10 protein-coding genes, 1 tRNA gene and 1 pseudogene are annotated in these 12,432 nt (G+C 48.7%); 5 read left to right on the top strand and 7 right to left on the bottom strand.

Features of this window, described 5'->3' with window-relative positions; all coding sequences use genetic code 11:
* Positions 1-68: 68 nt before the first annotated feature.
* Positions 69-1,061, bottom strand: a complete 993-nt coding sequence (locus S7335_RS18820) for a Ycf66 family protein (RefSeq protein ID WP_006455525.1) — start codon at positions 1,059-1,061, stop codon at positions 69-71.
* Positions 1,062-1,533: 472 nt separating this feature from the next.
* Positions 1,534-1,653 carry a photosystem II reaction center X protein gene (psbX, locus tag S7335_RS18815; RefSeq protein ID WP_006456831.1) on the bottom strand — a complete coding sequence of 40 codons (120 nt, stop codon included), beginning with the start codon at positions 1,651-1,653 and terminating at the stop codon, positions 1,534-1,536.
* 223 nt (positions 1,654-1,876) lie between these two features.
* Here psbX and S7335_RS18810 point away from each other — a divergent pair, with 223 nt between their 5' ends.
* Entirely contained in the window at positions 1,877-2,167 is a 291-nt protein-coding gene (locus S7335_RS18810) for a YggT family protein (RefSeq protein ID WP_006455431.1), read from the top strand.
* Positions 2,168-2,236: 69 nt separating this feature from the next.
* On the opposite strand, the gene S7335_RS18805 is transcribed toward S7335_RS18810, so the two are convergent.
* Positions 2,237-3,121, bottom strand: a complete 885-nt coding sequence (locus S7335_RS18805) for a carbohydrate ABC transporter permease (RefSeq protein WP_006454972.1) — start codon at positions 3,119-3,121, stop codon at positions 2,237-2,239.
* Between the two features lie 359 nt (positions 3,122-3,480).
* Here S7335_RS18805 and S7335_RS18795 point away from each other — a divergent pair, with 359 nt between their 5' ends.
* From S7335_RS18795 to S7335_RS18780, 4 genes are all read left to right on the top strand, one after another.
* The gene (locus S7335_RS18795; protein ID WP_006454633.1) at positions 3,481-4,665 is read left to right on the top strand and encodes an RNA-guided endonuclease TnpB family protein; all 1,185 of its coding nucleotides are present in this window, start codon (positions 3,481-3,483) and stop codon (positions 4,663-4,665) included.
* Between the two features lie 147 nt (positions 4,666-4,812).
* Positions 4,813-6,105: a pitrilysin family protein gene (locus S7335_RS18790; RefSeq protein ID WP_006457194.1), complete on the top strand. Its 1,293-nt coding sequence runs from the start codon at positions 4,813-4,815 to the stop codon at positions 6,103-6,105.
* Between the two features lie 109 nt (positions 6,106-6,214).
* A complete protein-coding gene (locus S7335_RS18785) occupies positions 6,215-7,102 on the top strand; it encodes a fructosamine kinase family protein (RefSeq protein WP_038019084.1) in 888 nt (295 codons plus the stop codon).
* A gap of 85 nt (positions 7,103-7,187) precedes the next feature.
* Positions 7,188-7,258: transfer RNA gene (locus tag S7335_RS18780), tRNA-Cys, on the top strand.
* Positions 7,259-7,283: 25 nt separating this feature from the next.
* Here S7335_RS18780 and S7335_RS27955 read toward each other — a convergent pair.
* From S7335_RS27955 to S7335_RS18760, 4 genes and pseudogenes are all read right to left on the bottom strand, one after another.
* Positions 7,284-8,095 (bottom strand): annotated as a pseudogene (locus S7335_RS27955) (DUF4058 family protein).
* Between the two features lie 51 nt (positions 8,096-8,146).
* On the bottom strand, positions 8,147-8,524 hold the full coding sequence (locus tag S7335_RS18770) for a diacylglycerol kinase (protein WP_006454167.1): 378 nt from the start codon (positions 8,522-8,524) through the stop codon (positions 8,147-8,149).
* Positions 8,525-8,624: 100 nt separating this feature from the next.
* Positions 8,625-10,406: a diflavin flavoprotein gene (locus S7335_RS18765; protein WP_006456170.1), complete on the bottom strand. Its 1,782-nt coding sequence runs from the start codon at positions 10,404-10,406 to the stop codon at positions 8,625-8,627.
* A gap of 138 nt (positions 10,407-10,544) precedes the next feature.
* Positions 10,545-12,287: a diflavin flavoprotein gene (locus tag S7335_RS18760; RefSeq protein WP_006453517.1), complete on the bottom strand. Its 1,743-nt coding sequence runs from the start codon at positions 12,285-12,287 to the stop codon at positions 10,545-10,547.
* Between the last annotated feature and the right edge of the window lie 145 nt (positions 12,288-12,432).

Below are 12,432 nucleotides of genomic sequence, written 5' to 3'. Positions count from 1 at the left end.
GGACCGTTCTGCAAGCTTACTGTTACTAGCTAATTTCAATAGGCGTCCAGCTCAGTCAAATATGCCGCTTAATATCCTGATGGCGTTTCCTCTGATGGATTACCAGAACGATAGTCATCATCCAACTTTGGTGCCTCACTGTAGGGGCGAATGTTGAGCATCCGCTCGCTGTTAGTATTCTGACCGGTGGATGGTCGAGGTGTACTGTTGGAGGCTCTATTGGGTTGACTATCCAACCTTTCGGTGGACTGACGGCCAGCTTTGTTCCCGGATTGGCTCTCGGCTATATTCTCAGCTCTGTTCTCGGAAGATCGCTGCTGGTAAGGATTAGGCTGTCTTTCTTGTGGATACTGAGGAGAACGCTCAGGTGCTTCGTCGGGGCGTGGTGAGATCGGAGCAGGCGGACGAGACGCAGGTGGACGCTGTCCGTATTGAGCGTTGTCTGTGTATTGATTGTTGGGAGGACGGTCGAATCGGTCGTCGGGTCTATTGTTGGGTCTGCCGTTGTTGATAGGTGGGCTAGGCTGCAATCGACCGGCAGGCCCTCTATATTCTTCGTAGGGTGGACGAGGGGTACGATTGTCGGTGTAGCTAGGGTAGTCATCTTGCCAGTATGCTGTTTGAGCTGGGTTCATTCTAGGCGTAGTCGCACGAACAGTCGGAAGATCAGCCGGTGGGCGATCACGAAATGCTGGCCTATCATCTAGCTCAGCTCGGTAGCCTCGGCGCACGGGTGGCCTGTCATAGTTTCTAGGAGGACGCCTATCAACCATGGGCTCAATCGGCGGACGCAGTGGGTCAGATTTTGGCAATCGGCTACGAATACTTTCGATTAAAAGCGTCGTGAGCATGCCCGCCATCAACAGTTGTTGAAAAGAGGCTAGCAGCTCCATATCTAAATGAGCCAGTAAAAAGAGGCCAGAAATCAATAGCAGAACGGCATATACCTTATCCGAATCGCGCTCATAGCCAGGTCTGAACTTCTCTAAGAAAAACAGCGCTAGCGCACCTAGAATCAGAATGATGCCTATTAATAGCGGAACAGGTGTTCCAAAATTCACAGCTGAATCCTCTTATTACTCGTGCAAAACCTACTCATCAAACAGGTATTGACCCTTACAAATAGCATGAAGACGGTCAATGTCAGTCATCTATTCTAACTTGTGATTTTATCAAGCCCTATTTAGCCTCTATAAAGTCAAAGTCACATTAGCGCAAAGCTACTGCCTACCTAATTACTGATCATAATCAAAATACGCAAAAACTGGGAGAACCCAGTCATGTTCTCCCAGTTATGATTTCCTCTTTGTCTGCTTAGTCTTGTATTGTTCAGCAGGCTTGCTAGTCACTCAACAGCTATGTTAGGCGACCTTTGTAGCGTCAATCTTATGCAGACAAAGTGCAGACAAAGATTCTGATGCAGACAAAGACGCTGTCAAGCCAAGATACTGCACACAGCACTCCGTATAGCAGCTATAGACACTAGCATTTAAGCGGCTTGATTGCTTTAGCGACTTGATTGCTATGCTCAACTTAGCCACGTCTGATTTGGTCACGCTGGCTGATAAAGATCAGTGCAATAGTTGCAGGCACTACAACAATCAGCAGACCTGCTAACAAGCTGAGCATAAAGTTGGTCAAAGAGGGAGTCATAGAAATATGCCTTGGCTTGAGCACAAGGAGCAGCAAAAGTATTTGTTTATTAGTCTTAATAATATCGGCAATTGCCATCCTTGAAAAGCAAAAGCCGCTAGTAATTGTTAGTTCCAATCACTGGTAAATTACGGGCAAAGTGTGAGCTGCAAAGTTTCCACTAACCTGTGATGAAGCACTAAGCTAGTAGATAGAAATTCATCTTTTCCTTGCTTTTTCTCTTATGTCAAATGTTTTCTCTACAGGCTCTGTAATATTGGCAATTAGCCTACTACTTGGCCTCTACACCCTGCTATTTCTCTTTCGTATCATTCTCACTTGGTATCCCGAAGTTGAGCTGAACAAGCTACCGTGGGCTTTGGTCGCCTGGCCTACTGAGCCTTTCTTAATTCCGGTACGCAAGCTAGTTCCCCCGATTGGTGGTGTAGATATTTCGCCAATTATCTGGGTGGGTATCGTCAGCTTTTTAAGAGAGATCTTAGTTGGGCAGCAGGGACTCATGAGAATGGTCTAACGAGAACCAAGCTGGGGATAATGGCTCAACTGCAAGTACTTTGACTGATCTCTGTCTAAAACCGTGCGTCTAAAGCTGTGTGCTTGCATCGGCTGGATTTGATAGTGCTAATCGGACGAAGGATAGTGCCAGAATAATTAGGAAAAGAACGAGCCCGATAGTGCAGGCATAGCTCATGTCTAGATCTTTGAAGGCTGATTCATAGACGTAGTAAACAACGGTCTTGGAGGCACTGCGAGGACCGCCTTGCGTCATGATAAAGACTTCCTCGAATACTTTGGTAGCGGCGATCGCACTGATCACTCCAACCAAAAATATATATGGTCTCATCAACGGCAGCGTGATATCCCAGTGCCGACGCCAGCCATCGGAGCCATCGATTGCTGCTGCCTCATACAGATCGGCAGGCAGTCCCTGCAATCCCGCTAGATAGATCACCATATAGTAGCCCAGCCCTTTCCACACCGTGACTGCCATCACGCTAAATAGCACCCAGTTTGGACTGGTTAGCCAGGGAATGCTAATCGCTTTGCCACTAATGCTAGAAAAAACCTGGTTGAGTAGGCCAGTTTCTGCATACAGCCATTTCCAGGCAATACCTGCAACCACCATTGAGACCACAACAGGCGTGTAGTAGGCCACCCTGAACCAGCGAATGCCCTTAAGCTTTTGGTTAACTAGAATAGCAAGGAGCAGGGGTGCGATCGCCAATATGGGCACTACGCAAACTAAGTACAGTACTGTATTTCGTAGCGTCTGCCAGAACACCCTATCTTGGAACAGTCTCTGAAAGTTCTTTAGACCTACCCATTCAGGTGCCTGTGTTACATCGTATCCATATTCCATGAAGCTCAGGCGAAAAGCCTGCACTGCGGGCCAAAACACCATCAAAATCAGCACAATTAACGCAGGTGCTAAGAATAGGTACGGAGTAAGCGCTATCTTATTACGCATAGGTTGACTTGCTATTAGCTAAAACGTTTTGAATGAGCGCTTGATTGATCATCAGCTCGGCTAGCATTTCTGCTATTTGCTCACTTGCTATCTGCCTACTTCTAGCGCAACCGCTCGTTTGCGTAGCTTTGGATAGCCAAAGATAGCTAAGCGAATGGCTGAGTAAGGCATATGCATAGTCCAATACCTAGTCCAAATGTACTTGGACAAAGGCGCTTACCTAGTTTCTTCATTACCAAGATCTAGCGTAAAGCCCCTGGCTTCAGACATGGGGATATAAGCTAGGTGAGCGTTAGCGAACAATCAATGTTTGTATGCACCTTGCCTTAGTTTTACGCTCAATATGCTAGCGTAATAGCATGTTGATTGTAGAGTACAAAGTCAAGGCGAAGCCCCAACAGTTCGCCGCCATAGATGAAGCCATTCGCACAGGTCAGTTTGTGCAGAACAAAGCTTTGCGCTATTGGATGGACAATCGAGGTGCGTCTAAATATGACTTAAGCAAGCTGTGCAAACAACTGGCTAAGGAGTTTCCTTTTGCGAATGAACTCAACAGTATGGCTAGACAAGCTCATGCTGAACGGGCATGGGCAGCTATCAGCCGTTTCTACGATAACTGTAAGAAAGGGATTAAGCCAGTTGGCTTCCCTAAGTTTAAGAAGTTTGCTCGCTCTGTTGAGTACAAAACTTCTGGATGGAAGCTAACTGCTGCTAAGCGAATCCAGTTCACCGATAAAAAAGGCATTGGCCTTTTGAAGCTGGTGGGCACTTGGGACTTAGCTCGCTATCCAGTAGAGCTAATTAAGCGGGTGCGGCTAGTGCGCCGTGCAGATGGCTGCTACTGTCAGTTCTGCATCGCGGTAGACCGCTCTGAGTCACTTGAGGCTACGGGTACAACCTTGGGTTTAGATGTAGGTTTAGAGTCGTTCTACACCGATAGCAACGGGCATAAAGAACAGAATCCCCGCTTCTATCGCAAGAGTCAAGCTAAACGTCGCAGCTTGCAACGTCGGTTAGCTCGAACTAAGCAAGGAAGCAACAATCGCAAAAGGGCTATCAACAAACTAGCGCGATTTGATTTGAAAGTGAGTAGGCAGCGTAAAGACCACGCCGTGAAGCTGGCGCGGTGCGTAGTGAGATCTAACGACCTCATCGCCTACGAAGACTTAAGAATCAAAAACATGTTGAAGAACCACTGCTTAGCTAAGTCGATTAGCGATGCAGGCTGGTATCAGTTCAGGTTGTGGCTAGAACGATATGGGAAAGTGTTTGGCAGAATCACCGTAGCGGTGCCGCCTGCCTATACTTCTCAACAATGTTCTAGCTGTGGCGAGATAGTGAAAAAGTCTCTATCTACTAGGACTCATGCCTGTTTGTGTGGCTGTCGGCTAGATAGAGATAAAAATGCAGCGGTCAATGTACTTAGTGCAGCAATACGTACCACAGGGCATGTGGGAACGACTCTGCTAGACAGAGTAAACGCTTCTGGAGAGATGACCGCTACTCAGCCGCGCCTCGGCTTTGCTGAGCAAGTCGCCTCGTAGAATGAAGAATCCCCCGGATTCATCCGTGGGGAGTGTCAAAATACGAGCAAAGTAATCTTGAGCAAAGCCCCAACTTCTATGGTTTCTTCCGCCGTTCCAGACATCACTTCATCTAAAGCTAAATCTAAGGCTAGGTTCGCTGAACCCATGGTGAGTCATACCTCAAGTGAGATCACTTCTCCGACTATTCGCCGTCTGGCTAACGGGTTGACCATAATTGCCGAGCACATGCCAATCGATGCCGTCAATCTTAGCGTTTGGCTCAACATCGGCTCTAAGGTGGAATCTGATGCTATCAACGGTATGGCACATTTCCTAGAACACATGATTTTCAAGGGAACGCCGCGCCTTGGCTTTGGCGAATTTGAACGGCTAATCGAAGAGCGAGGCGCGCATACGAATGCCGCGACTAGTCAGGACTATACGCACTATTACATCACGACTGCCCCCCCAGATTTTGCGACGCTAGCCCCCTTGCAGATAGAGCTGCTGCTGAACGCTAGCTTACAAGATGATCATTTTGATAAAGAACGTCCCGTCATTCTAGAAGAAATTCGTAGGGCAGAAGATAGCCCCCAAAGGCGCGCGTTCTATCGCTCTATGCAAATGAGCTTTGATACGCTGCCGTATCGTCGTCCGGTGCTAGGTCCTACTAGCGTGGTTGAAGATCTAAGCGCTGAGCAGATGAGAGCTTTTCACCACACCTGGTATCAACCACAGAATATGACGGCGGTGGCAGTGGGCAATTTGCCAGTAGAAGAGCTGATTCGAATTGTTGAAGAGGGATTTGATCAGGCGCTGGCTCGTAGCGATCGCAACTATGCTAGCGATGAAATGAAGTCTCAAGTACCCGCGTCTCATCCTGAACTGCCCTTTCCCAAAATTTGCCGAATGGAGTATATCGATGAGTCTTTGCAACAGGCTCGGCTGGTGATGGATTGGCGGGTACCCGGGATGCAATCTCTAGAAGAAACGTATCCTCTAGATGTGGTTGCTTCTATTTTGGGCCAGGGCCGAATGGCTAGATTGATCCATGACCTTAGAGAACAGCGCCAGCTCGTCAATAGTATTTCGGCAAGCAATATGACTTTTTGCAACCAGGGCATCTTTTCAATTTCGGCGCGGACGTCAGTCGAAAAGTTGGCTGTAGCCGAAGCAGCAATTATCGAGCATCTACAAAGGCTACACGATGAACCAGTTACTGCCGCCGAACTGCGCCGAGTGCAGATACAGGTGGCTAATCGATTTATCTTTGGTAACGAAACGCCGAGCGATCGCGCTGGTCTCTATGGCTATTATCAATCGATCACAGGCGATATTAACCATGCGATTGACTATCCGCAGTGCATCCGCGATGTCAGTGTTGAAGCCGTTCAAGCGGCTGTACAGCGCTATTTACCGACCCATGCCTATGGTGTGGTCAGCTTCAAGCCTGTCTAGACCAAACGGCTTAGAGTACCAGTACTGTATTTGAACCAACGTTTAGAGCCGACGTTTAGAGCCGATGTGGTCTAGAGATCTTGATATTAAAGAACATGGCGTAGAAGTTATGGCACCCCTAAATGGACCTGTGGCCGAACAAATTGCTAAGCACATTAGCGAAGTAACCAACGCGCCCTTTCAGATAGAGACTCAGCAGTCTGTGAGCGGTGGATGTATCAACCAAGCTGCTAAAGTTTCTGATCGCAAACGGACTTTCTTTATCAAGACTAATCACGCTACTCAGCTCGCTATGTTTGAGGCCGAGCGGGATGGGTTGCAAGAAATGTACGATAGCCGCTCAATTCGAGTCCCACAACCATTGTGCTGCGGCGTAACCCACTCGCTTAGCTATATTGTGATGGAATGGCTCGAGCTGGGTGGAGGGTGTAGTGGTGGCGCTTGGCGACGAATGGGCGAGCAGCTGGCGGCGATGCACAAAGCAACTAGCACGCAAGGATATGGCTGGCATCGGGATAATACGATTGGATCGACGCCGCAACAGAACCAGTGGTGTGAGGATTGGGTGGAATTTTGGCGCGATCGCCGGCTCGGCCCCCAGTTCTCGCTAGCCCATGCTAAAGGTGGCTATTTTCCCCGGCGCGATGAACTCATGAACGCTATTCCTAGGCTGATTGGGGCACATACCCCTATGGCTTCTCTCTTGCACGGCGATCTGTGGTCCGGCAATGCTGCTATTACCGTAGAGGGAGAGCCCGTTATTCTAGACCCTGCCACCTACTATGGCGACCCCGAATCAGATCTAGCGATGACCGAACTTTTTGGCCGCTTCCCGCATGAGTTCTATCAGGCGTACGACTCAGTTTTGCCAATAGCCACCGCCTATCGACAGCGCAAAGTGCTCTACAACCTGTATCACATTCTCAATCATTACAACCTTTTCGGTGGCAGCTACGAAAGTCAAGCCAATAGCATGATTGCTCAAATTCTTTCGTAAACGGTCTGATTCGAAGATGTATTGGAGTGCCCTGGATAATCTTTGGTATAGAGGTCTCGAAAGTTTGATATATTAGTGCTTCAGCGGCGGCATGGCCAAGTGGTAAGGCAGAGGATTGCAAATCCTTTATCCCCAGTTCGAATCTGGGTGCCGCCTTTAGAAGTAAGGAATAGAGCAGGCTCTATGTATTTCTTGAGTGCTGATAGGGCTTGAGTAAGGCCTCGGCCCAAAATTGGTTTTCTGGCGATAGAGTCGGTGCTGGAATGGGTTGGCTGTAGTCGATGCGTGATGGATAGCTGGCACGTTCACATACGCCAACAAAAATTGTTTGCATGTCTACAGTGATCGCTTCGTCCATTCTTTGCAACGGCATCAGAAACTTTGGCAATGTTTCTTTGATGCTGAATGAATAAAGTTGAGCTTGGGGACGTTGCTGAGCAATACTCACCAAAATATAGTAATCAGAAAGTCCATTCGTAGTCCTGATCAACATTGGTGGGTTCCCTCGTAGCAAATCGATTTCTACGAGTGAGACCGACTACCTAGCACAGAAAGACGTTTTGCTTCGTAGGTATCACGCCCTTTTCCAGGACGCTTGTTAGCTGGTGATAGTAGCTCAATGACCGTAATGACGGTATCATCGGTGACTTTACGAATTTCTAGATACCTTTCTTTGACTTCTATGGGAATTGGTACCGTTACGGGTATAGGTGGTCGTTCAAGCATGACGGAAGAGGCTGGCTGCGATGGCGGAGACTCTCCCAAAGAAGATCGCTCTTCGCGAATGCTGTCATCAAGTTGGGCGTCTTTTAATACAACTGCATCAGGAATACCGACTAGCAATTCACCTTCTGGTGTGTCCATGTAGGAGCGGGTTTCTACTTCAATGTAGTACGTGGGTCGTAGGTCGACGGCTAGGGCGTCGGCGATCGCAACTATTAACCGCGTATGGAAGGAAGACCAAAAAGCGGGTTGCTCCAAGTAGGGATCCATGCCCGGAAAGGGAGATGCCATAGGGGTGAGTGCGTAAGCGATATTTTTATCTTAGGCTGCGGCATTGAAAAGACGAATCATTTCTATGCCTAAAATTACAGCCCATACCCCGATACTTAGACCAGCAGCAGCGGCGGCAATGTCTTTAATAATTCGGATCTGCTCATTGTGTTGGGGCTCCACAAAATCGCATAGAACCTCAATAGCGCTGTTGAACAATTCAGCAATTAGCACCAGCCCCATAGCGAGTAGGATGATGCTGACATCTATCCACCGACGAAGGAAAAAGGAAAAGCCCAGAATAGGCATCGATAGAACAACTTTATAAGCAACGCTGAAATCGGTGACGACAGCAATATGCAATCCTGAAAGAATAGTCTTTAGCTTGCGAACAGGGTTATAACCAGGGGTGCGAAACTGATTAGACATGAGCTTTAAAGATGTAGCAAAGTAAGAATGCGACCTTACTTTGCTAGTCGAGAGCTGAAGCTGAAGTGCGCCAGAGCTGTAATCACATTGTGCGATCGCGTTAGTAGTGTGTGCCTGTTTTGCGGTGATGGACTGCAGTTTTAGCGTCGTTGTCAATCACCTCACCGCCGCTGATGGTGGCGTAGATGACCCAGTGATCGCCGCAGTCCATTCGGTTGGCAACCTGACATTCTAGATAGGCGATCGCCTCTTCTAGAATTAACTGTCCATCTTCGTTCTCGCGAGTTTCAACACCTTCGAATCGATTTTCACCCGGGCCAAATGGCTTGAGAAAGTGCTTCATCGGCCCTATGTGTTTGCCTTCGGCCAAGATGTTGAGCACAAAGTTGTCGCCTGTATGCATCAGGTTCTCGATGGCGCGCTCTTTGGCTACGGCTACGGTGAAGCCGGGTGGGGTAAATGTTGCTTGAGCTACCCAAGAAGCAAGCATAGCACTGCTGATATCGCCGTGCTTGGCAGTGACAATACACATTGAGCCGACGATACGGCCAATCGCTTTTTCTACAGACGATGCTGATATCTTAGGAGCGGCTTTCTTCTTAGCCTTTTTCAACTGTTGAGCAAAGTCTGTTCCAGCTTCTTCGCAGTATTGCAAGGTGCTAGCTTCAGGTGTAAATTTGACTCGAATCGGGTCAAAGCCAAAGCTATAGCCCGCATCTTTGAACTTGCTCTCTAGTAGATCAATGGCTTCACCACTCCAGCCAAAAGAGCCAAAAACGCCTGCGAGCTTAGTCTTACTCGCGGCAGAGAGCACCACGCCTAACGCCGTTTGGATTTGGGTGGGTGCGTGCCCCCCTAGGGTAGGTGATCCCATAATGAAACCAGCGGAGTTTTCAGCGGCTGCCTGAATTTCCGCGGTGGTGGCTTGTTCTGCGTTGATGGAGTTGACCGAAACGCCTGCTTTGGTGATGCCGCGGGCGATCGCCTGAGCGATTGTAGCTGTGTTGCCATAGGCAGAGGCGTAAATCAAAGCCACAGAGAGCGACCGTTTCTTTTGCTCATCTGCCCACTGGTGATAGCGCTGCGTTAGCTCCGTAACGCCGTAGCGAACTAACGGTCCATGATCTACTGCGTACAAACGGGGCGCATAGGCCGTCAGCCTTTCTAGCGCTGTTTCTACCTGCCGGACGTTCGGTGCCATCAGGCAGTCGAAGTAATACTGTTGGTCTTCTAGCAGCGTCTCTTGGTTTAGATCGTAAGCTTCTTCGCTACAGACATGAGCGCCAAAGAACTTGTCGCTAAAAAGGACTTCGCTGTAGCTGTCGTAAGTGCACAAACTGTCGGGCCAACGGGGTGTGGGGGTCGGAATAAACTCTAGGTGGTGACCCTGCCCAAGATCAATATCATTCTCTGCTCCTCCTTTGATAGGTTGAACTGGGTGATCTATGTTGGCTGATTCAAGCGTAAGCGCTGCTGGTAGGGAACAAACAATGGTTGCTTGCGGTGTGAGTTCTAAAAGTGTTTCGAGGGTTTTGATCCGGTTTGGATTGGTATGGCCTAGAACAATGTAGTCAATCGCATGCGGATCGATCTCTTTTTTTAGCGCTTCTATAAATATCTCAGAGAAAGATTCGCCGGGTGGATCGATCAATGCAATCTGGTTGCCCTTGACTAGATAGCTGTTGGCTGTTGTTCCTTTCTCTAAAGCATATTCAATCTCGAAACGTAGGCGGCCCCAAGAGCGCGATCGCAAGACAAACGTATCTGCTGCGATTGGCAGTATCTGTACATCGCGACGATTGGAATTGCTCGAGCTGGAGGAGGTCGCTTCTACAGGCTTCTCGTCTGTCGGCGTCTGAGCAGTCGGCGTTTGAGCAGTCATTATAGTTTCTCTTCTATCTAGGAGCTTAAGGGTTTGGGAGTTTAAGGACTTTGACCTAAAGAACCCCTACCTAAACGAGAAATAACCGTAGGGGAACGTAGCGCTATCAGCGACTAGTTAATAACAACCTAGAAGTTGTTAGTAGTAGTTACCGACTCGGCGATGGTGAACTGCAGTGATCGCTTCTTCCTTTGAAACTTTTCCATCATCGACGGTGCAATACACGAGCCAGTGATCGCTAAGTTCCATTCGACTAGAGACTTCGCACTCTAGGTAGGCCAGCGCATCTGCCAAGATAGGAGAGTTGTTGTTTGCCGGTCTAGTCCGGATGCCAGCAAAGCGATCCGCACCGGGTGGAAATCGCTTCAAGAAATGCTTCATCAGCGGTAGATGGTTGCCTTCTTCTAGAACGTTGAGTACGAAGGTGTCTCCAACTTGCATCAAAGATTCAATCGCTCGATCTTTCGCTACGGCAACAGTAAAGCCTAAAGGCTCAAAGCTGGCCTGGGTGATCCAGGAGGCTAGCATAGCTGATTGAACATCCCCTTTGGTCGCTGTAATGATGTAGAGTCCGCTACTAATTCGGCCTAGGGCTTTTTGCAGATCGGCATCTAGCGCCTTAATCTTCTTAATCTTTTTAGATTGAGCTAAATCTTGACCTAGGTCAGTTCCGGTCTCTTCGCAAAGCTGATATACGGCTTCAGTCGGCGTATCTTTGATTCTAATCGGCTCGAAAGCAATTTTTAGATCCAAATCTTGCAGTTTGGTGTGGAGTGGATCAATCGGTTCATCGTCGCCGCCATAAGATTCAAACAGGCCAAAGGTCTTCTTGCTATTCACCCCTGCTAGAATTGTGCCAAGCGCCGCGCGGGTGGCTTCTGAGCCTTTACCTGTAGACGGTGGCATCCCGATAATGATGCCAGTAGAGCGGCTGACGACCTCGTTAACGTCCTGGGCATCGGCTGAGCGCAGGTCGATCATCTCAACGCCCACACCGGTTTTGTCGATGCCTTTAGCAATCGATTGAGCAATGCGATCACTAAATCCATAGTCAGATACATAAAAGACAGCGATCTGAGTATCGGCGTTGTTTTTTTGCTGACTCCACTCTCGATAGCGCCCAGTCAGCTCCTCTAAGTGATGGCGCAGCAGTGGACCATGGCCTGTTGCAATGGTTGTAATATTCCCATCTAGCTTGTCCATTCGCTTCATTGCCGAGATCACCGAGCGCGCGTTTGGGCCCATCAAACACTCGTAATAGAAGCGAAAGTCTGGTGAAAGCGCCTCTAGATCCTCATCAAAGGTATCTTCATCGCAGTAGTGCGCGCCAAACGCATCGCAGGTGTAGAGAATGCCGGTTTTGTGATCGAAGGTAAAGATTGTGTCGGGCCAGTGCAGGTTGGGCGCGTTGATAAATTCAAGGACGTGACCATTGCCCAGATCTAGCGTTTCACCGCTTTTGACTATCTGACGCTCGAAGGGCTGATGAATGAGATCTTCGAGAAAGGCGATCGCAACCTTAGCGCCGACAACTATTGCGTCTGGGGCTAGTGCCAGCACATCACGGATCAAACCACTGTGGTCGGGTTCGGTATGGCTAATCACGATGTAGTCGATTGTGGCAGGGTCGATTTCCCCTTTTAGCGCAGCCATATACTGCTCACGAAATTTGGCGTGAGAGGTGTCTACTAGCGCTGTCTTCTGGCCACGAATGATGAAGGAATTGTAGGTAGTGCCGTTTTGTAGGCCAAACTCGATGTCAAAGCGATCACGATCCCAGTCTTGCGATCGCAGGGTAGTGGTGTCTTCGGCAATATTTGCAACCTGCATAGACAGGCGCTTCTGAGTAGGCTCTTTGACATCAACAGCAGTAGCAACCATCTTGATTCCCTCTTCAGCGACTTTAGCAACGTTTATGTTTCTTAATTCATATTGTGCCGTAAAATGCTCATCTGTGCAGGGCTAAATGTAGCGATCCCTAGCTAGGCTCAGAGGCAACAAGTCGCTTTTTGTGCTGATACATAAG

The sequence above is a fragment of the Synechococcus sp. PCC 7335 genome, assembly GCF_000155595.1.
GTDB lineage: Bacteria > Cyanobacteriota > Cyanobacteriia > Phormidesmidales > Phormidesmidaceae > Phormidesmis.
The sequence above is the reverse complement of the archived record's forward strand: the minus strand, read 5'-3'. Positions and strand labels throughout refer to the sequence as shown.

Bases quoted from the DNA above. Each gene is read 5' to 3' on its own strand.
- S7335_RS18805 (WP_006454972.1), bottom strand. From the start codon at position 3,121: ATGCGTAATAAGATAGCGCTTACTCCGTACCTATTCTTAGCACCTGCG.
- S7335_RS18785 (WP_038019084.1), top strand. From the start codon at position 6,215: ATGGCACCCCTAAATGGACCTGTGGCCGAACAAATTGCTAAGCACATT.
- S7335_RS18760 (WP_006453517.1), bottom strand. From the start codon at position 12,287: ATGGTTGCTACTGCTGTTGATGTCAAAGAGCCTACTCAGAAGCGCCTG.
- S7335_RS18790 (WP_006457194.1), top strand. From the start codon at position 4,813: ATGGTGAGTCATACCTCAAGTGAGATCACTTCTCCGACTATTCGCCGT.
- S7335_RS18810 (WP_006455431.1), top strand. From the start codon at position 1,877: ATGTCAAATGTTTTCTCTACAGGCTCTGTAATATTGGCAATTAGCCTA.
- S7335_RS18770 (WP_006454167.1), bottom strand. From the start codon at position 8,524: ATGTCTAATCAGTTTCGCACCCCTGGTTATAACCCTGTTCGCAAGCTA.
- S7335_RS18765 (WP_006456170.1), bottom strand. From the start codon at position 10,406: ATGACTGCTCAAACGCCGACTGCTCAGACGCCGACAGACGAGAAGCCT.
- psbX (WP_006456831.1), bottom strand. From the start codon at position 1,653: ATGACTCCCTCTTTGACCAACTTTATGCTCAGCTTGTTAGCAGGTCTG.
- S7335_RS18795 (WP_006454633.1), top strand. From the start codon at position 3,481: ATGTTGATTGTAGAGTACAAAGTCAAGGCGAAGCCCCAACAGTTCGCC.